Source organism: Hyphomonas sp., from assembly GCF_013823385.1.
Taxonomy (GTDB): Bacteria; Pseudomonadota; Alphaproteobacteria; order Caulobacterales; family Hyphomonadaceae; genus Hyphomonas.
In genome coordinates this window covers 17,677-36,786 of sequence record NZ_PNMA01000022.1, presented here as the reverse complement: position 1 = coordinate 36,786, position 19,110 = coordinate 17,677, and the positions used below count along the sequence as shown (strand labels likewise).

20 protein-coding genes and 1 tRNA gene are annotated in these 19,110 nt (G+C 62.8%); 8 read left to right on the top strand and 13 right to left on the bottom strand.

From position 1 onward, the window contains the following. Nucleotides 1-43: 43 nt before the first annotated feature. From C0456_RS13205 to fliF, 5 genes are read right to left on the bottom strand one after another with little or no spacing between them, the layout of a single operon-like run. The gene (locus C0456_RS13205; RefSeq protein ID WP_291052872.1) at nucleotides 44-1,150 is read right to left on the bottom strand and encodes a FliG C-terminal domain-containing protein; all 1,107 of its coding nucleotides are present in this window, start codon (nucleotides 1,148-1,150) and stop codon (nucleotides 44-46) included. 31 nt (nucleotides 1,151-1,181) lie between these two features. After that, nucleotides 1,182-1,940: a flagellar type III secretion system pore protein FliP gene (gene fliP, locus C0456_RS13200; RefSeq protein ID WP_291052869.1), complete on the bottom strand. Its 759-nt coding sequence runs from the start codon at nucleotides 1,938-1,940 to the stop codon at nucleotides 1,182-1,184. Beyond that, nucleotides 1,937-2,257 (bottom strand): FliM/FliN family flagellar motor C-terminal domain-containing protein, encoded by a 321-nt coding sequence (locus tag C0456_RS13195; protein WP_291052866.1) that lies wholly within the window; start codon nucleotides 2,255-2,257, stop codon nucleotides 1,937-1,939. The genes fliP and C0456_RS13195 overlap by 4 nt, the downstream gene beginning before the upstream one ends. After that, on the bottom strand, nucleotides 2,257-2,877 hold the full coding sequence (locus C0456_RS13190; RefSeq protein WP_291052863.1) for a hypothetical protein: 621 nt from the start codon (nucleotides 2,875-2,877) through the stop codon (nucleotides 2,257-2,259). Before C0456_RS13190 ends, C0456_RS13195 begins: the two co-directional genes overlap by 1 nt. Then, nucleotides 2,870-4,429: a flagellar basal-body MS-ring/collar protein FliF gene (gene fliF / locus C0456_RS13185; protein ID WP_291052861.1), complete on the bottom strand. Its 1,560-nt coding sequence runs from the start codon at nucleotides 4,427-4,429 to the stop codon at nucleotides 2,870-2,872. The genes C0456_RS13190 and fliF overlap by 8 nt, the downstream gene beginning before the upstream one ends. A gap of 129 nt (nucleotides 4,430-4,558) precedes the next feature. Between fliF and fliL the strand changes: the two genes are divergently transcribed. The 5 genes from fliL (at nucleotide 4,559) to C0456_RS13160 (ending at nucleotide 8,517) form a co-directional block, all read left to right on the top strand. Beyond that, nucleotides 4,559-5,074, top strand: a complete 516-nt coding sequence (fliL, locus tag C0456_RS13180) for a flagellar basal body-associated FliL family protein (protein WP_291052858.1) — start codon at nucleotides 4,559-4,561, stop codon at nucleotides 5,072-5,074. A gap of 4 nt (nucleotides 5,075-5,078) precedes the next feature. Continuing rightward, on the top strand, nucleotides 5,079-5,567 hold the full coding sequence (locus tag C0456_RS13175) for a hypothetical protein (RefSeq protein ID WP_291052855.1): 489 nt from the start codon (nucleotides 5,079-5,081) through the stop codon (nucleotides 5,565-5,567). Between the two features lie 18 nt (nucleotides 5,568-5,585). Continuing rightward, a complete protein-coding gene (locus C0456_RS13170) occupies nucleotides 5,586-6,224 on the top strand; it encodes a hypothetical protein (protein WP_291052850.1) in 639 nt (212 codons plus the stop codon). Between the two features lie 152 nt (nucleotides 6,225-6,376). Beyond that, the gene (locus tag C0456_RS13165) at nucleotides 6,377-7,300 is read left to right on the top strand and encodes an oxygenase MpaB family protein (protein WP_291052847.1); all 924 of its coding nucleotides are present in this window, start codon (nucleotides 6,377-6,379) and stop codon (nucleotides 7,298-7,300) included. After that, nucleotides 7,297-8,517 (top strand): acyl-CoA dehydrogenase family protein, encoded by a 1,221-nt coding sequence (locus C0456_RS13160; RefSeq protein ID WP_291052845.1) that lies wholly within the window; start codon nucleotides 7,297-7,299, stop codon nucleotides 8,515-8,517. Before C0456_RS13165 ends, C0456_RS13160 begins: the two co-directional genes overlap by 4 nt. A gap of 6 nt (nucleotides 8,518-8,523) precedes the next feature. Here the strand turns inward: C0456_RS13160 and C0456_RS13155 are convergent, their stop codons facing one another. The 8 genes from C0456_RS13155 to cpdR form a co-directional block, all read right to left on the bottom strand. Next, the gene (locus tag C0456_RS13155) at nucleotides 8,524-10,092 is read right to left on the bottom strand and encodes a hypothetical protein (protein ID WP_291052842.1); all 1,569 of its coding nucleotides are present in this window, start codon (nucleotides 10,090-10,092) and stop codon (nucleotides 8,524-8,526) included. A gap of 4 nt (nucleotides 10,093-10,096) precedes the next feature. Next, nucleotides 10,097-11,047, bottom strand: coding sequence for a DUF6384 family protein (locus C0456_RS13150; protein ID WP_291052840.1), 951 nt, complete (start codon nucleotides 11,045-11,047; stop codon nucleotides 10,097-10,099). After that, nucleotides 11,044-12,234, bottom strand: a complete 1,191-nt coding sequence (locus tag C0456_RS13145; RefSeq protein ID WP_291052837.1) for a cell surface protein — start codon at nucleotides 12,232-12,234, stop codon at nucleotides 11,044-11,046. The genes C0456_RS13150 and C0456_RS13145 overlap by 4 nt, the downstream gene beginning before the upstream one ends. A 218-nt stretch (nucleotides 12,235-12,452) precedes the next feature. Then, entirely contained in the window at nucleotides 12,453-14,549 is a 2,097-nt protein-coding gene (locus C0456_RS13140; RefSeq protein ID WP_291052834.1) for a TonB-dependent receptor, read from the bottom strand. Between the two features lie 83 nt (nucleotides 14,550-14,632). Then, complete coding sequence (locus C0456_RS13135) at nucleotides 14,633-15,034, bottom strand: DUF2946 family protein (protein WP_291052831.1); 402 nt, start codon at nucleotides 15,032-15,034, stop codon at nucleotides 14,633-14,635. Between the two features lie 73 nt (nucleotides 15,035-15,107). Next, nucleotides 15,108-15,830 (bottom strand): hypothetical protein, encoded by a 723-nt coding sequence (locus tag C0456_RS13130; RefSeq protein WP_291052828.1) that lies wholly within the window; start codon nucleotides 15,828-15,830, stop codon nucleotides 15,108-15,110. Between the two features lie 67 nt (nucleotides 15,831-15,897). Next, nucleotides 15,898-15,972: transfer RNA gene (locus C0456_RS13125), tRNA-Val, on the bottom strand. Between the two features lie 113 nt (nucleotides 15,973-16,085). After that, entirely contained in the window at nucleotides 16,086-16,445 is a 360-nt protein-coding gene (gene cpdR, locus C0456_RS13120; RefSeq protein ID WP_035600105.1) for a cell cycle two-component system response regulator CpdR, read from the bottom strand. Nucleotides 16,446-16,634: 189 nt separating this feature from the next. On the opposite strand from cpdR, the gene C0456_RS13115 reads away from it, so the two are divergent. The 3 genes from C0456_RS13115 (at nucleotide 16,635) to C0456_RS13105 (ending at nucleotide 19,016) form a co-directional block, all read left to right on the top strand. Further along, complete coding sequence (locus C0456_RS13115) at nucleotides 16,635-17,498, top strand: N-formylglutamate amidohydrolase (RefSeq protein ID WP_291052824.1); 864 nt, start codon at nucleotides 16,635-16,637, stop codon at nucleotides 17,496-17,498. Nucleotides 17,499-17,772: 274 nt separating this feature from the next. Next, a complete protein-coding gene (locus C0456_RS13110; protein ID WP_035600103.1) occupies nucleotides 17,773-18,171 on the top strand; it encodes a helix-turn-helix domain-containing protein in 399 nt (132 codons plus the stop codon). A gap of 32 nt (nucleotides 18,172-18,203) precedes the next feature. Next, nucleotides 18,204-19,016, top strand: coding sequence for an inositol monophosphatase family protein (locus C0456_RS13105; protein ID WP_291052819.1), 813 nt, complete (start codon nucleotides 18,204-18,206; stop codon nucleotides 19,014-19,016). The last annotated feature ends 94 nt before the right edge of the window (nucleotides 19,017-19,110 follow it).

Genomic DNA, 19,110 nt, shown 5'->3' with positions numbered 1-19,110 from the left:
CGCGCAGCCCTCATTTGCCTGACAGAACCGATGCGCTCTGTTTTCAGCTGGGCTTTGTGATGGTGATCAGGCCCTTGCGGCGCATGTCCATGAGTTGCGTCAGGAAATCGCGGTGCAGAACCTCTGCCTCAGTGTCCGGGATCGAGGGCGCCCCTTTCAGATCTTCCCGGATCTGATCTGCCATACGGGAGGATATGTTGCCGAGGATATATTCCAGCACGGCTGGATAATCGTTCTTGAAGGTAGTCAGCACCTTCATCATGAGATCGGGGTCGACTTCCTTCATCACGACCGGCACAGCCACGCGCGGCAGAATGTCTGGCAGGCTGACAATGGTGAACAGCCCCCTCTGTATGATCGGCATTTTGCTCTCATACTTCGTCTGCAGCACACTCAGGAGGTTTTCCCGTTTTTCGTTCGGGATAAGGCTCAGCATCTCTCCGATGGTTTCCAGATGCCCGTCATCGCCACCGGCGACAGCCTGCGGCAGGTTCAGGAACTCCATGTCGACCATCCGGCTGATCACTGCGTCGATTTCAGGGTCGGCCTTCGGCGGCTCAATCATCTTGCTGAGAATCGGGCTGAGCTTTTCTTCATTGATGAAGCAAAGCACGCTGGAGGCCACGGCCGCATCGAGCTTGCTCAGGATCATGGCAATGAGATTGGGCGACAGGCGATTGAGATATTCTGCAATCTTTTGCGGTTCGCGCTGGCTCAGGCGCAGCCAAGTATCGCCGTCGCCCGCATTGTCGTCTCCTTGGGCGATGGATTGCCAGTCCATTTCCATGAAACCGCCAGCGTCGCCAAAGCCGCCTGCGTCGTCGCCAAACAAGGCGCCTAACCGGCCCGAATCAACGATGCTCGAGAGAACCTCTCTTGCGCGGGCCGGACCGCCCATCAGAGACCCCTTCGCCCCGCGCAGCTGCTGCAGGAAATCGATCACAATCTCGATCACATCATCGCGGGAAAGATAGCTGATGCTTTCCAGTGCCGCCGCGACCTTTGAAAGCGCAGCGTCATCCATCTTGCTGGCAATCGGACGGGCAGCGCCCTCTCCAAGCAACGCAACGATGACCGCCGCCCGCTGGGCCGAGGTAATGTTTTTTGTCCTGCGCTCATTGGCGGATACTAGTTCTGGCCGTCTGCTCATAAGGGTACCCGCGCGCAATTTCTGCGACGACTCATGCCGCATAACCCCTAAGAATTGCTTCCGTTATCTTAAGCCATCCGTCTGCAAGCACGAAGAATCCGAGCTTGAACGGCAAGGACACAACCGTAGGCGGCACCATCATCATGCCCACCGCCATGAGAACGGAGGCAACGACAAGATCGATCACCATGAACGGCAGGAAGATCACAAATCCGATCTGGAATGCGTGCTTTATCTCGCTGAGCATGAAGGCCGTGGCCAGCAATGAGAAAGGCGGCGGCTGGCCCTCCACAACCGGGCGGTTGACCGCATCGGCAAGGGTCAGCAGCGCTTCCGGATCGGTCCGCTGGGTCATGAAGGCCCGGAAGGGTTCGGTCGACTGCGCCCAAGCCTGCTGCTCGTTCAAAGTGCCGTCCATATAGGGCGAGATACCGTTCGCCCAGGCCGACATGAAAACCGGTTCCATGATGAAAAATGTGAGAAACATGGCAAGCGCCATGATCATCATGTTCGGCGGCGCCTGCTGAACGCCAATCGCCTGGCGCATGAAGGAGAAAACGATGACCATGAAAGGCAGGCAGGTCACCATCATCGCAATGCCGGGCACAAGGCTCAACACTGTAACCAGCAGGACCAGCTGGACAACGGAACTGGAAAGCTGTCCGTCACCGGACGGGTTCAGCAACCCTTCCAGCGCTGCAGGCGCTTCCTGCGCATGCCCGGAAAAGGCAAGGCACGCCGCGAACGCGGCGAGAAGCAGGATGCGGAAAATGGCCGGTGTTCGGATCATTCCGGTTCCACAGGTTTTTCAATGATCTCAACGATCTTGACGGCGATCTGGCCATCTTCTGTCTCGACCAGCTCGCCCTTGGCGATCAGCTTATCATCAATGAAGAGGTCAACCGGATCGTCTATTTTGGAATTCAGCGCGATTACCGAATCAGGCTGCAGCTCAAGGATCTCCTGAACGCTGAGCCGCTTCTGGCCAATCGAGACCGAGACCGTGACCGGTACGCTGTAAATCAGCCGGCGGTAGGAGTTGCGCCCGGAGGGATCACGGCGATCCTGACCGTCGAACTCCGGCAGGGACATTTCAGGATTTGCCATCACTTGTGCTCCGTAGTCGTTTTATATGTTGATCCAATGTCGTTGAGGCAGGCCGTCAGCAGGCCTTCGAAGTCAAATGTCACGCCGCCCGTGCGCCAGGATACTTCGGCGCGCCCGAAGCCCTGATCTTCGCTCGGGATGATGTTGCAGCGCCCTTCCAGAGAAGGATGGCGGCTGACCATCTCCACCATCTGCGCCGCAAGCTCGGGTTCGGCGTATATGTCCACCACAGGCGCAGCCGACGGAAGAAGTCCCGGCAGGTTACGGCCGATCTCTTCCGCCAGAAATCGCCGGGAGAGTTCGGGAAAAAGCTGAGCGGCAACGGCCTGCGCGGTTTCCACAGCATACTGACGGGATTCCTGATCGATCCGTTCCATAAGGCCCGCAAGGCCGGAAACAGCTGCCTGCAGCGCGACCGTTTCCCGCGGCACCGGATGCACAACAGCAGGCTGAGCCGGCATTGGCTCGTCTGCAAACAGCGGCTCGGGCTCCTCCATCTCCGGAAGCTGGGCGGGGGCGTGCGTCTCCTCGCCGGCGATCATGGCGCGCAGCCACTCGGCCGGGCGCGGCCCTGCCACGACATCAAACCGCGGCAGATTGGAAAAGATGGCCTCACTCATTTACGGCCACCTTCCGGTTCTCGAAGGCAGACGCCATGGGATCGGCCTGAGCTGGCTGCTGGTCTTCGGCAAGCCAGCGCTGCAACAGGGCAGCCGTTTCATCCTGCCGCTCGCTTGCATAATTCTTGAGATAGGCAAACGGATCGTTTTCTGCGTCTTCCCCGCCGAGCGCGCCCAGGCCAGCCGCTCCATCCGGAGACAGAGCCTTCTTCGGCTTCTGGACAAGCATCGGGCGCACCACGCCGACCCCCAGCACGATCACCACAAGCCCCAGCAGCAAGGCCTGCAGGCCAGACCAGAAATACCGCTCCATCAGCTGTGCAAACAGGCCAGGCGCCTCGACGAGGTCTTCCACCGGCAAGGCTTGAAACGGCATCAGCTCAATCGAAATCGTATCACCCCGGGCAACATCGATCCCGGCTGCCGACGCAATCAACTGTTCAAAGCCCGCCGCCATCTGCTTTGCGCGCTCAGCGGCATCCGCGGCGGCCGGATCAATCCCCAGCGCCTGCTCGTTCAGCAGCACGGCAATGGTAATCCGCTGTATCTCACCCGGCAGGGTTTCGACTTCGGTGCGGGTTTCGTTGATCTCGTAGGAGACCGTTTCAACCGAATTCTTGTTGGTGGCCGTGTTGCCGCCGCCCTCCGCGCCCTGCGGCAGATTGCTCGCAACGGTCATCCCGCCGCCTGCCCCGGCGCTTGCGCCGCTGGAATCATTGGTCGTCCGGTTACGGATGACCCGGGAATTGGGGTCATACGTGACCGCTGACGTCAGCTGGCGATGCCGGCTCACATCGACGGTGGCCGACACCCGCGCATTGCCCGCCCCCACGCGAGGCTCCAGCAGGCTGAGGATCTTCTGCTCCAGCAGGCTCGCCTGGGTGGCCGCCGCGATGGCCGGTTCTTCTGTCCGGTTGGCCTTTGGCCCGGCAAGGATGCCCTTGGCCGGATCGATCACCGCAACATCCTCGGCATTGAGGCCGGCCACGGCAAGCGCCACCATGTATTGAATGGCTTCTGCCTGGCCGGACGTCATGGGGCGCACCGTCGTCAGGGTTACCGAAGCGGTCTGAGTAGGCTGCGAGCGCGAGAAACCAGACCGCAGATTCGCGCCGATATGAACCCGCGCCGCCGTGACACCGGGAATCGCCAGGATCGTCCGCGTCAGCTCGCCTTCCTTGGCGCGCCAGTAGGCGGCGTTATACATCTCCGAAGTGACCGAAAAGCCGTTCACCTCGTCCAGCAATTCATAGCCCTGTACCGAGGGGCGCGGCAGGCCCTGCTGGGCCAGCGTAAAGCGGATCGCGTCCCGCTTTCCCTGCGGCACGAAAATCGCTTCGCCCTTGATTTCATAAGGGGTTCCGGACTGTTCCAGTTCCTTGATGATGTCGCCGGCATGGGCGGGCTCAAGGCCCGAATAGAGCAAAGTCATTGGCTCGCGCGTCACCCCCTGAACCAGGAAGCTCATTGCGGCGATGATCCCGGCCACGGCCGCGGCCAGCATAAGCTGCCGTGAAACCGGCAGAGCCTTCAGAGTATCGATGAATTTCATAAATGCGGTCGCCCCAGGCTGCATACGAGTCAGCTGTAATGATTAATATTTGGCGCCAAATCGTTAAGGTTATCTTTACCCCGGATCAGTCATTAGGAAGGTGCCTCACGAGATTGAATGAGGGGCTAGATGGCGAAGAAACCCGACAAGAACGAATCGGGGCAGACAGAATCCGGGAAGAAGTCCGGCGGCGGGATCGCCGGGCTGCTGATAGTTGCTGCCGCCTCCCTGGCGAGCTCCTTCGGCTTGTTCTACTTCCTGACTCCGCCTGCCCAACCTCCTGCTGCGGCGTGCCCGCCGGCGGGTACGGAATCGGCTGCGCCGGCCCTCAAGCCGCTTGCGCAGGATCAGGCCTATGTCGAGATCAAGGAAATCATCATCACCATCGGCAGCGCGCCGGCCGACCGCTATCTGAAGCTCAACCTGTCCATCGTCACCAGCAAGGACAACGCCGCCAAGGTCAAAGAGGCCGAGCCGATGCTGGTCGATGCGTTCAACAATTATCTCCGCTCGATCGAGCTCAAGGATCTCGAAGATCCCGGCTTTTATCCGCACCTGCGCGAACAGCTGGCGCGCCGCTCCGAACTGGTGGTCGGCAGCGCAGCTTCAAACGGCGTCCTGATCACAGAATTCTTGCTGAGGTAGCGCCATGGACATCTCAAACCTCATCAACACCATACAGCCCACCGACGTCGCGATTTTCCTCGTGTCCTCCGCCGCCTGTGTGTACTGCTTCGTCCTGTCCAAGCGCCTGCGGGCCCTTCAGGACACGAAGGATGGCCTCGGCGCGACCATCACCGCGATGACCAATTCGGTCTCCGCCATGTCGCAGGCCACCCATGACACCCGCACCCGCGTTGAAAGCATGGCCACCCGTCTCGCCCATCTGATCAATGATGGGGAGAAGATGTGCAAACGCCTCGAAGACACCATCATGACCATGGAACGCTCGCAAACGGGCGTAACCAACCAGGTTCATGCCGCCCAGACAGAACTCAACGTCATGATGCGCGATGTGCTCGACCAGTCCCGCGCCCGCATCGTTGAGATGACCGCCCTGATGCGCCAGATGCGAGCCGTCTCCGAAGCCAGCCAGGCAGACATCACCGCCCCCCCTTCCCGTGCAAAATCGGCCTGATCGAAAAGAGTTATGCCCATGCACAACCGCTCAAACGTCCTCCTGACCCTCGGTGTCCTGTTCACGATCGGGGGCGCAACCCGCTTCCTGCCGGACGCGCTGGCCTTTGCCGAAGCCCCTGCAGACACAGCGGCAAATGCCGCAGCAACCCCTGCGGCAGCCACCAGCACCGTAGGCGCGCCCCCGGCTACGCCCGGCCCGGTCCCGGCCGCCGCCCGCACCGATGGCCTGGCGCAGGTCTGCTTCTCCTCAGAATCCGCGTCCCTGCTGCAGGAAGACCAGTGGCTCTTCGATTCTGAACGCGCGGAGCTCAAAAAGCAGCAGCTGGAACTCCAGGCCTGGGAAAACCAGCTGGCTCAGCAGACGGCCGAGCTCAAACTCCTGCAGCAGACCCTGGAAGCGCGCTGGGAGCAGATGCAGGCAAGCTCCGACCAGGACATCGAACACCTCTCCCGCATGTATGGCGCGATGAAGGCCGATCAGGCCGCCCAGATCTTCAACAAGATGGACGCTGGCTTTGCCGCCGGCTTCCTGCGCCTCATGGTGCCCGACCAGGCGGGGCTTGTGCTGGCCAATATGGAAGCCGAGAAGGCCTATCTCGTCAGCATCAAGCTTGCGACGATGAACAACGATGTCCGCGCGCTCGAACGGCCCTGAGCCTGACGCAGATCGGGCGCTTGCCCGCCTGGCGTCGATGACGCGGAACCCCGGCGCCCGCACCATCTGACTTGCCGGGTGACGCCACGTCGCGTCTGTTGAGGCCATACGCCCTGCGATATGTTTCATGGCCAACTCCTGGGGAGGAGACCATGAGCGACGCAAAATCCTATCTCGGCTGGAAAGTCGATTATACGGCGCCGCCCGGCGAAGCCGGTCTTGTCCCGCCTGATTCGGTCACCTGGCAGGTGTTCAAGAATCCCGTGGCCCTGGCCATTGGCGGCGTCTGCGCCGTGCTGCTGGAATTTGCCGACGCCCGGATCCGCTCAGGGGTCTGGGATCATTCGGTCTTCAAGACAGATCCCATCGGCCGCTCCAAACGCACCGGCATTGCCGCCATGGTCGGCACGTATGGGCCCGCCAGCGCGGCCCGGCGTGTGATTCAGGGCGTTACCAACATGCACGCCCGCGTCAGGGGCGAAACGCCTTCGGGAGAGGCGTACCTCGCGCTCGATCCGGAGCTGCTGGACTGGGTCAGCGCCACAGCCTCCTATGGCTTCCTGATCGCCTATCACCGCTTTGTCCGGCCCCTGACGGATGACGAGATGAACCGCTTCTTTGCCGAAGGCGCCGCTGTGGCCCGCCTTTACGGCGCGCAACACCCCCTGCGCTCGGTGGAACATTTCAACTGCATGATGGCCCACCTCCTCCCCCGCTTCGAGCCTCACCCGATCAATACCGAATTTCTCGCCATCATGAAGTCGGGCCGCGCCGCACCCGGCGTGCCCAGAGGCCTGCAGAGCGCGCTGGTGCATGCCGCTGTCGATATCCTGCCGCGCCCGGTCCGCCAGAAGCTGGAACTCGGCAAGGAGTATGATCTCTCCGTCCCCGGACGGCTCACTGTCAAAGGCATGGCGGCGATCGCCGAACGCACGCCTGATCTCAATGGCCCCGCCGCTCAGGCCGCCGAACGCCTGGGCCTGCCCCGCAGCTTTGTCTGGAAATCCGAACCTGAACGCCGCCGTCTCGTCGAGGCCGCCCGCATCTCCTCAACACCCAGGGAAGCCATCCCATGAACCTGTCCTTCACCCCTGAAGAAGAAGCCTTCCGTGAGGAAGTGCGTGATTTCCTCGCCGATCATCTGACCCCCTCGCTGCGCGCCTATGCCCAGCGGATGACCAGCGTGTATGCGACGAAGGAGGTCGCGCTGGAATGGCAGGCGATCCTGGTCAAGCAGGGCTGGGCGGCGCCCTCCTGGCCGGTCGAGTATGGCGGCACGGACTGGACGCCCGCCCAGCGCTACATCTACGACGTCGAGATGGCCCGCGCCGGCGCCCCGCCGCTTTCGCCCATGGGCATCGGCATGTGCGGCCCCGCCCTCATCGGCCATGGCTCGAAGGCGCAGAAGGATTACTATCTGCCCCGCATCCTTTCGGGCGAGGATTTCTGGTGCCAGGGCTATTCAGAGCCCCATGCCGGCTCAGACCTCGCCGCCCTCACCATGTCGGCCGTCGAAGAGGGCGATGATTTCATCTGCAACGGCTCCAAGATCTGGACCACCCACGCCCATGAGGCGAACATGATGTTCTGCCTGGTCCGGACGGACAGCTCCGGAAAGCTGCAGCAGGGCATCACCTTCCTGCTGATAGACATGAACGCCCCCGGCGTGCGCGTCGATCCGATCCTCATGCTCTCGGGCGAGCATATCCAGAACGCGGTCTTCTTCTCTGATGTGCGCGTGCCCAGGGCGAATGTCGTCGGCCAGGTGAACCATGGCTGGACCGTCGCCAAATACCTGCTGGAGTTTGAGCGGGGCGGCTCTTCCTACGGGCCCCGCCTCCTCGCCCGCCTCCGGGCGCTGCGCGCCACCGCCGCCGCAGAGGGTCTGCTCGAGCCTGGCTTTGCCCGCAAGCTGTCGCTGGCCGAAGCAGAGATCCTCGCGCTTGAGGCCGCCGAACTCCAGCAGATGTCAGACCTCGCCGGGGGCGGCACACCGGGCCTCAAGGCCTCGATGATGAAGATCCGCGGCACCGAGCTCAGCCAGCATCTCACCGAGCTCGCGATCGAGCTTGCCGGGGTCTATGCCGCGCCCTTCCAGCCGCAGCATACGTCCCCCGGCGGTCCGGTTCTTGTCCCGAATTGTCCGGATCTGTCCGGAAATGTCCCGGTTGTGGGTCCGGAAAGTGCCGTCACTGTCCCGGCAAAATACCTCAATGACCGGGCCGGTTCCATCTATGCCGGCTCCAACGAAATCCAACGCGGCATCCTCGCCAAGGGGCAGCTGGGGCTCTGATTTAATTCAGAAACCCCCGCCGGTCTTGAACCCGCCACCGCCCTTCCTTCCCCCGCCTGAGGGGAAGGATCGCCCGCCGCTGCGGGACGGCCGCGAGGGGCGCTTCGGCGGCCCCGGAAAGATCGGGCCCGACCCGTATCCACCCCCGCCACGCGTCGTCTCGCGGATCACTTCCTCCAGCACTTCGCCCAGGACGCCGCCGATCATACCCCCCAGCACATCGGGCAGGCCAATCGTCTGGCTGCGGCCCTGTCCCCCGAAATCGGGGTGGGCCTGGGCCGGCGCCTCCGCCCGCCGCACCGCCCGGCTCAGCCGCTGCAATGCGCCGCGCACATCAACCTTGTCCCGCATCAGATCGGCCATCACTTCGTCAAAAGCGGCTTTGGAAACAACGGCATAAGGACTGTCAAACCGCGCCTGCTTGAACTGCCGGCGCAGCGCCTCCACCCGCCCCAGCTCATCCCGCAGGGCGCCCGGCCGGGCCGCTACCCGGCCCGCCTCCAGCTCCAGGTTCATCTCTTCGGCCCGCAACCGCACGAGCTTATCCACCAGCCGGTCATCATCCAGCTCAGCCGTTTCCGCCGCCAGCACGCGCAGATCCGGAAAGCTCGCCTTGCGCAACTCCGCTTCCAGCATCTGACGTGCTTCCACCGCAGGACCAACCTCCTGCCGCAAGGCCGCTTCGTGTCGCTCTGCCGTCTCCCGGTAGCGTGCTTCGGCCTCGGCGATCTCTGCGTCGCAGGCCTCGATGGCGGCGCGAACAGTCTCCGCCTCTGCCTTCAGCGCGCCCGTGCCTGCTGCAGCCATCGCGGCCGCTTCCGCCTCAACCAGCTTTGCCTCGGCCTCTTCCGCGAGCCGGGCCATATAGGCGGCATGTTCTGCAATGCGCTCGGGCAACTCCGTCAGGCGCTGATAATTGAGAAAGGCCTGATCATACCGGCAGAGCCTTGCCACCCAGCCATCCAGCATCCGGATCAGCGGCGAGGCCTCGTACTCTGGCGAGCGGAACTTCCGTGTCCAGAGATAGCTGAACAGCTTGTCTTCCCGGTAGGAGCGTCCCTTCTCTTCCCGGTCTGCCCGCGCGATTTCCAGCTTCTCGGCCGCGCGCCCCGTCATTGCGCGCGCCTCTTCGGCAGCGCCTGTCAGTACGGCATATTCGTTGCTCTGTTTCAGTTGCGCCTCAGCCTCGGCCACCCGCGCCTCAAAGGCCGCGATGGCCTCGTCATACGCCGCTGCCAGTTGGGCGCGCGCAGTTTCTTTTGCATTCAGCGCCGCCGCTGCCGCTTCCAGCATGACACGCTCCCGCGCCACGAACGCGGCATGGCGCTCGGCAATGTCGCTCGTGGACGCGGCTATCTTCTGAAGGGAGGAGACGCCCCCATTCCCGGCCTGCGCATAGCTCAGCCTCAGCTGCGCCAGGGCGGCATAGGCGCCCGCCTGTTCCTTCTGAATCGCCGCCCGGCGCGCCTCTGCAGCATCGGCAGCTGACAAGGCCTCTGCCAGCGACTGGCGCGTGCGGGCGACCAGCGTATCGATTGCGGCGAGCGCGTCGCGGCCATTAAAGGTATTGCTCATTCCGTCACCATTTCAGAATGGCCCCGCCAGGCGTCTCTACGGTGAACTCCGGCGAGAGATACCCGGCCGTTTTCCGTCCGATGACGGAATTCTGGATGATCTGGTCATCGCCTTTGTCATCCGCCACCGACTGGAACACGGCCTCCGAAACACGCTGGCCCCAGCGTGTCACCCGGGCCGACCGGCGATCCTCCTCACTCGTCACCGGCACCTGAACCAGCACGCCATTCGGATCGACGGCCTCCACGATGAGATAATAATTGCGCCCGCCGGGCACATCTTCGGGAATACGGAAAACGCCGGACCGCGCCTCACCCGGCCCATAGACCACCCGCACCTCATAGACCGCCAACACGTCTTTCTGCAGCACCGCCAGAGCGTCCCGCGCTGCGCGGGCAGCCTTTACCTCTCCCGCGGCAATCGCCCGCTCGCCCTCTGCCTTAAGGGCATCGGCCTTGAGCCGCGCAGCATCTTCCAGCGCCGCGCCCGTCACCGCCGCGTGCAATCGTCCGATCTCGGAGGGAAGCGTATCGGCAATCTCGATCCGCGCTGCTTCTGCCCTCTGCCGCTCGGGCACTGCCACGCCCAGATGCCAGGCCGCGCCCAGCGAGCCCGCCGCAATCACCGCCAGCGCAGCAGGCATCATCCACCGGCTGCGCGCGATATAGATTTTCGCCAGTGTCACGGAGAGGGATGGCTTGGGCGGCTCATATTGAAACCGGCGTTCCTCCAGCGCCTTGACGCCTTCCTTCAGGATATGTTCGGGCACATCGATGCCCTGGGCCGCATAGATTTCCTTCAGCCGCACAAGCAGCGCCGCTTCCCGCGCCCCGGCATCCAGCTCGCTGAGGACAAGCTGTTCCCGGTGGCGCAGCGTGTCGACGACATCCATCGCAAGAAGGACATCGTCGAGCTTGCTCGTATCTTTTGCCTGCGGGACGGCGGGCGTGCTCACGGCTTGGGAAGCAGCGCGAGGGTCGCGCCCTCCTCAACCAGCTTCGTCAGGCGGCGCTTGCCATCCTCCACCGCTTCCCGGATTTCCTCAGAGTTCACGGTGGCAAGCTTGCGCATCTCGGCGATGATCGTCTGTGTACGCTCCTGATAGGAGACGACGCTTTCCACCAGCATTTTCACCGAAGCCGCCGAAACCGTCGGGCCATAACCCGCCTTCACTGCCGCTTCCTGGATCTGCCCGCCAATATCGGCCAGCACTTCCAGGCTCTGGTCCACCCCCTTCTTCATCGCTTCCAGCGTCTGGGTGGATTCGTGCAGGCCGTGCATGCCGGTGAAGCTCGCTGTCAGCGCCGTCAGCACGATCTCATTGGTGGAGAAGAAGCTGACAGACTGAGCATAAACCCGCTCCTTTGCGCTCGTAGTCTGAACGAGCCGCGCCATGATCACTTCGGAGGTATTATAGCCGATGGTGATATTGTCGGAGAGGTCCTTGGAAACCTGATACCGCTTCTCCTCTGCCTGCAGCAGGCGCAGCTGCTCATCACGGGCAAGCTCGAGGCGCGCGCGCTCGGCCGCGTCCTCACCGGAATAGGCAGCGACAGCGGCCACCGCCTCACCCACTTTCAGTCTTGCAGCTTCCAACTCCGCCTCAGCTGCCTTCAGCACCTCCAGCGCCAGCACTTCGGACTGTTTCATCGCGCCGCGGAAATCGAGATAAGCCTCAAGTATCTTCCGTTCCCGGTCGATCTGGTTGGCCGACTCGCTTTGAACCTCGAGGTAGATGTCCTTGATCTTGCCGAAGCGAGCGGCGATGTCGCCGCGCGTCATCTTCATCCAGACATTCGAGACGCGCTCCATGGTGGAGATCTTGCCGTCAGCATACTGGTCCACGAGAGACTTGGCGTCGTCCCGGATGGTGTTGAAGGCGGTGGTGATGGCCTGATACCGCTCGCCGATGGTGATGCCCGCCACCTGCTCGCGCACCACATCATTGAAAAGGCTCGCCTGGTCCAGCGTGCGGGCAATGGCGGCCACCTTCTCCGGTTCCAGATGGGCAATCTGTTCCAGCAGCGCCACAATCGGCGCCGCCCCATTCCTGGAATTGTCCGGCACAAGCCCGAGCTGTTTCAGCCCGCCCATGGCCTTGTCGAGATACTGAAGTGCCGAGGGGCTTGTTGTCTGCGCCATTCTGCTCACGCCTCCGATGTTTCCCGCAGGACTGCGGACGTGGCGGAAAGGTAGCAAAGCGGTTTTGCCACGCAAGAAGTATTTATCGAAAAACGGCAACAAATGGCCATTGAATTGCCAGCCGGAATACCCATTGGCGGGCCGGCCTGCCGGCGGCAGGATGACAGACGCTGCCAGGCGCAACCTGCCAGCGGCTGTCATTTGCCTTTCGCTCGGGATCAGCCGGCCACACTGAGGCGGATGAACACCCCCCGGCCTGCCCCCGGAATACGTTCTCCGACAGGGACATCCCCGAAGCCGTTGCGGTTGTATCCGGACAGATGGTCCTTATAGACCTGATCAAGCAGGTTCTCGACACCCGCAGAGACCTTCACGCCCTCGCGGATCGCCCATTGGCCATAGGCGCTGAGCACGACATACCCCTTCGACGCCGCTTCGCTGTTGGTCACCGAAACGTTCTCCTGATCGGCGACGGCCCGCGTCTCGAAGGTTGCCGACCAGCTGGCCGCCTCCCAGCTCAGGCCCACCGTAAGGCTGGGCGGGGCAACACGGTAGAGATTGTCGTCCACATCGCGCCGCTCGCCCCGGACATAATTCAGCACACCATCGACCCGCAGGGGGCCGCCGAAATCATACCCCGCATCAAGGTCAAACCCGTAAAGACGCGCATCAACATTATCCCAGCGCAGCGGTGTCGGGTCGCCGCTCGAAGCGGCCACCGTCTCCACCAGCGTATCGGCCACCCCGATTGTGGCGTCGTAGGGCACCCCCTGGATGTAGTTGTCCACCTGGCGCAGGAAGACCGTCGGGCGCAGATAGGCGCGCGCGCTGGCATAATCGGCCCCAAACTCGGCAATCCAGGCCGTCTCCGGCTCAAGGCCGGGATCCCCGACATAGATATTGCCATCGGCCAACCCGCCACTGGCATCCAGCGGCAGCCAGCCATACCGCTGGACATAGCCGGGCATCTGCTGCTTGCGCGCGAACGTCGCCCGCCAGGAAAGACCATTCTGCACTGTCGTCCAGAAGCGGGCGACGGCATCGACGGTCGTCTCCTCGCCGGAAAGGTCAGCGCCGCTGAAGGCCGCTGCCAGCATGCGCGGCCCCATGGCCAGCGCCGGGCCGACCACCGGCTCGCCCACATCATAGCTGTTCTGATCAATGCGCAGGCCAAGCTGGGACTGGAATATCCCGGCCGCGCCGCTCCATTCGGCAAAACCGCCGAAGCGCTCTGCTTCAGCCTTGCGGAACGGCGTCACAAAGAAGGCGGAATTGTTCGGATTGGTGATGGTCACGTCATGTTCGACGCGCTCGCCATCTATGCCAAGTTCCAGCTCACCGCCAAATGCGGCAAAGGCGAGCGAAAGATCACCGCCCTGTGTCCTTGCATCCGCAAAGGTGGCGCGTTGCATCATCGCCGCCGGCGCAGGCCGCAGCGAGAAATTGTCCATAAGGTGGGCGACATCCGTATAATGAACATTTGCCGCTACCCGCACGCCGCCGAACGCCTTGGAATAACCGATCCGGGCAAAATCCGTGTCGAAATACACGATATCCATTGGAAAAGGCGGATTGCCCGAAGGCCCGGTATTCTGCCGCCGCATATCGATCGAGAACTCGCCAAGGGCCGTTCTCACCCCGGCGGACGCGCCGAATACCTCGCGCTCCAAACCAGTCCCACCGATCGTGCCGACGGCAAACTCGGTGTCCCCGCCCTCTTCCCAGGTGCCGAGAAGATTGAACCGCCAGGTGTCGTTTGCGGCGCCGGCCACGCCGCCCGCAGAGGTGCTTTCATTGATGCTTCTTGCCCCGAAGGTCAGGTCATAGCCGAAGCTGACGTCCGGGCTGTCTGCAAAACCAATCCGTTTGAACACAGCGTCCGCGCCCCCGGCGAGGCCAGGGCCTTTGGAAACAGGGCTCACACCCCGGTCAATGACAACTGCGGCAATCAGGGGCGCCGGGGCATAGTGGAAAACCGGGTCCATAAGGTTGGGCCCGCCCGAAGCAAACCGCTGGCCATCAACCCGCAGGTTCAGCCGCTCGCCGAAGAGGCCGCGATACTGCATCTGACCGGAGAGTTCGCCGTTCCCGATGCGGGCGCCGCCCGGCGTGCGGGCCGTGAGGTAGGTGATATCACCGCCCTGCAGCGGCGCGACATCCGGGGTAACGCTTTGCTGGGTCGCCGTATAAAGGCGCGAACCGGTGACAACGATCACGTCTTGAAGCGCGGGCTCGGAATCCTGAGCCATCGCGGGCGCGGCAAACGCGGCAAGCGCCGCCCCCGTCAGGAGGCGGGAGAATAATTTTGCAGGCATAGGAAGTATCTCATAACTGAAAGCAGGGCGCCCTGAAGCGCCCCCGGAAGCCCGATCTGACCGGGCCGGAGAAAAGTCTGCGATCAGATGTGTGCGGGCGGCGCTCTGGGCCCCAGCGGCGGCCCCCGGGGCGGGTGCGCAAATCCCGGATCATATTGGGGGGCGGGCACTGCAGCGGGAAACCCCGCCGGCCCGACAATCAGAACCGGGCTAGGAAGCGTCGCGGCCTGGCCCAGCATGCACAGCGGGCAATCATCCGCCATAGGCGTTTCATCGGGTGCCTCGTCCCCGAGAAGGGCCGCAAGCTGGCGCGCTGTTTCAACCGCTTCCGCGCTCGGCTCAAAACCGGGCGTCGTGCAGAGAAAACGCCCGGTATCGACGCCATTCGCCTGGGCAACAGACACAGCTCCCGGCAGAAAAATCTGCAGGCTGATCGCCAGCACTGCCAGAAAGCAGGCGGCACCAGATCTGAATTGGAGCAGCATCCCGCCGCGGCTAGCATGGCCTCCGCCTGCCAGAAAGCGTTGCGATTGTCGCAATACCCCCAACGAGGCGTCGCTATTGGCTGCCTGCTTCAGCCGAGGGTCGGAACTCTATCGGCATTGCCTGATAAAAGGCTGCGTTCTCTAGCGTCCTAAGGGGTTCAGTCTGGGCCCTGAACATCTCATAGGCTTCGCTCATCTGCTCGCATGGCAGAAAAGCGGACGAGGGCAATGCGAGCCGCAAATGCTCGGAAATCGCCTCCGCAGTGTTTTCGTCGAACCAGTCTGGCGGGTTTTCCGGATCAATCGCAGCCACATAGCCGGCAAGATGCAGAGCATGGTCCTGTTCGGGCACCGCTATACAGTCCCTCATCAGGCTGTGGAGGGGCGTATCCGGCGCATCAGCAGGGAACATCAGGACGACAACCCGGTACAGGGCTTGCGCAGCTTGTCCGCCATTTATGAAGGCCGCGCTGGCATAGGCATCCGCCAACCCCGGCGCAGACACCTTCACCAGTGTGCTATCCCGGAAAACGCCTCCCATCGGCATGGCAACGATCGTGCGCTTTTCGGTGAGCCCCTGCAGCTTGAAGCTTCCGTCCGGTCTGGTTACCGCCGACGCAAGGCCCTCGGCACCCACATAGCGCACCTGAGCGCCGTCGACCGGCTGATCATCTCCGGCAAAGATCACTATGCCGCTGGCATCGGGGGCCAGGACCTGCTCGCGCTGAGTAATGCAGGCTGTGAGGCAAATGCCGACGATAAGCGCCGCTGATGATCTCACTGCAAACTTCGACATGCCCATCCCCCGGCAGCTCCTGCAGGGAAAACGATAGCGCAGGGTGAGAACTTCACAAGGGAAGGAATGGTGGGCGGTACAAGGTTCGAACTTGTGACCCCTACGATGTCAACGTAGTGCTCTACCGCTGAGCTAACCGCCCTTCACGGCGATGACCCGACCGGGCCAAGCCTGAAGAAGAGGCGTAATGAACAATCCGCGCTGGCGCGTCAAGCGGCCTTTATGCGAGATGTACAGCTGAAGGCACGGTCTGCCTCAGGCCGCCATCACCTTGTCCACCTCTTCGACGATTTCGCGCAGGTGGAATGGCTTGGAAAGAACCTTGGCGCCGGCCGGCGTCGGCGAACCCGAGGAGAGGGCCACGGCGGCAAAGCCGGTGATGAAGACAATCTTCATGGCCGGATCGAGTTCTGCGCCCCGGCGGGCAAGCTCGATCCCGTCAAGCCCCGGCATCACGATGTCGGTGAGCAGCAGATCGAACACTTCGCGCTCAAGCGCCTGAAGCGCCGTTTCTCCGTCCGCATAGTCCTGCACATCATGCCCGGCGCGGCGCAGCGCTGAAGCCAGGAAAGTGCGCATCGAATCATCGTCTTCAGCAAGCAGGATTTTTGTCACGCAGGGTCCCCTGTGATGCGACTCACATAATTAAGACATTAAGCCCACCGATGGTAAATCGGCGATGAACACAAAGGCTTGCAAGACTGACGCCACACGCAAGCGCTGAAAGGCCTTGACCTTGCGAACGATTGTCAAACCATTGCGTTGATGCCGGATACGTCGCCCGCCTTAAGGATCTATGAAGGAATGCCCGCCAGCCCGGATGGGCTTGATGTGCCCTTCCTGCTCTCGGCGCCGGAAACGGGGGCTGCGCCCATCGTCTTTGCCAGCCCGCATTCGGGCAATTTCTATCCCGAGGCCATGGTTTCAGCGCTCTGCGTCCCCCTGATGGATGTGCGCCGGACCGAAGATGCCTTTGTCGACGAGCTGTTTGCCAGCGCGCCCCGGCATGGCGCCCACCTGCTTGCGGCCCGGTTTGGGCGATCGGTTGTGGATCTCAACCGCGACCCGCACGAGCTGGATCCCGCCATGTTCCATGACGGCCCGCCCCGCGCCTGCGCCCTGCCGACACCGCGCGTCGAAGCAGGTCTTGGCTGTCTTCCCAAGGTCGGCGCCAGGGGAGAGGCGATCTATGGCCGCCTTCTGTCAAAGGCCGAGGGCGAACAGCGCCTCGCCGGCGTGCATGATGTCTATCACGGCCAGCTCGCCGCCCTGCTGGATGCGCAGCGCGCCCTGCATGGCCGGGCGCTGCTGGTCGACTGCCATTCCATGCCGTCCGTGCAACCGGGGCGGCGCAATCTGACCGATATTGTCCTGGGCGACCGGTTCGGATCGAGCAGCGATCCCCGTCTGGTGAACCGGCTGGAGCGGGTATTCCGCAATCACGGCCTCACCGTGGCCCGCAACGCCCCTTATGCCGGCGGCTACACCACCCGCCGCTATGGCCGCCCGAAGCGCGGCATTCACGCCATCCAGATCGAAATCAATCGCGGCCTCTACATGGATGAGCAGGCAATCACCCGGTCCAGCGGCTTTGCCCGGCTCCGGCCAGTCATGGAAGCAGCCATCATGGAGATGGTCGAGGCCATCCGGCAGCTCCCCAGCCGCTGACAAATCCCTGTTTTGAAAGAAAAAAGGCCGCGCCAAAGGGCGCGGCCGAAGTCAAAGGGAGGAAACGCCAGAGGCGTCTGCACCGAAGTGCAAGACCAAACTATGTTGCGATGCACAAACGGCCAAGAACCTATTCGCCGCACCCTGCCCCGCCCCCTGCATATGCCCAATCTTCGGGCAGTTTCCCCGCTCCGGCACGGCATTTGCGTAGAAACTGCGCGAATATCCTGTTTTGGGACTGATTGGCGGTCCCGCACCAATATGGAGAGGGATCATGGCTGACGAAACAGACCTGCACGTTGGCAAACGCCTGCGCCGCCGCCGCCGACTGCTGGGCATGACACAGCAGGAACTGGCGTCCCAGGTGGGCGTGCGCTTCCAGCAAATCCAGAAATATGAATGCGGCGCAAACCGCATCACCGCCTCGCGGCTCTATGATCTGGCGCGGGCGATGAACGTCTCCGTCCAGTATTTCTTTGACGGTATGGCCGTGCAGGGCGCTGTGCCCAACGCCGCCAATGATGCCGAACAGATGGAAGGCGACATTCTCTCCCAGAAAGAGACCCTGGAACTGGTGCGGGCCTATTACCGCCTCAGCGAACGCCCCCGCCGCCGCCTGCTTGAGCTTGCCAAAGCCCTTGAGCAGGACACCTCCAGCACCGGCGCCGCTTGACCTCATCTCATGGGCGGGGCATCGCCTCGCCCATGACCGATACCCGCAATATCGCTGACGACATCGCCCTCGCCCGCCGGCTAGCCGATGCGGCCTGGGCTGCGATCCGCCCGCATTTCCGGAACCTGAACGGTGTCGACCATAAATCCGGCACCGCGAAATCCGGCTTTGATCCCGTTACCGAGGCTGACCGCGCCGCCGAACTGGCGATGCGCGCCATCATTGCGCAGGAACGCCCGGCAGACGGCGTCACCGGGGAAGAATTTCCAGACACCGCTTCCCAAAGCGGCTGGCGCTGGTATTTCGACCCCATCGACGGCACCCGCGCCTTCGTCGGCGGCCTGCCGGTCTGGACCACCCTCATCGCCCTGGTAGATCCCGAAGGCGTTCCGGTCATCGGCGTCATTGATCAGCCCGTCGTGGGCGAGCGCTATATCGGCTGGCCGGGCGGGGCGGAGATGGAAACCGCAACGGGCGCCATGCCCATCCGCGTCTCGGGTAATCCCGACCTGCGCACGGCCACCATCGCCACCACCGACCCCTTCATTTTCACGCCGCCGGAACAGGGCGCCTGGAACCATCTGCGCGCCACCGCCCGCATCACCCGCTATGGACTCGATGCCTATGCCTATGCCCGCATCGCCGGCGGCACGCTGGATCTTGTCGCCGAGTCGGGCCTCAAGGCGTGGGATGTGGCCGCCCTGATACCGGTCGTCCGCGGCGCTGGCGGCATCGCTACCAACTGGCGGGGCGAAGCTCCGGCCCTTGGCGGGCAGATCGTCTGCGCCGCCAGCGAAGGGATTCTGGAGCAGGCGCTCCTCGCCCTGAGGCGCGCGGCCGACTGAGTGGCCGGCAGCCGAGACCCAAACTTATATTTTTTATATCAGAAATCCTTGTGCGCCCTCCGCCGGAGTCCATATAAAAAATATAAACAAGAGG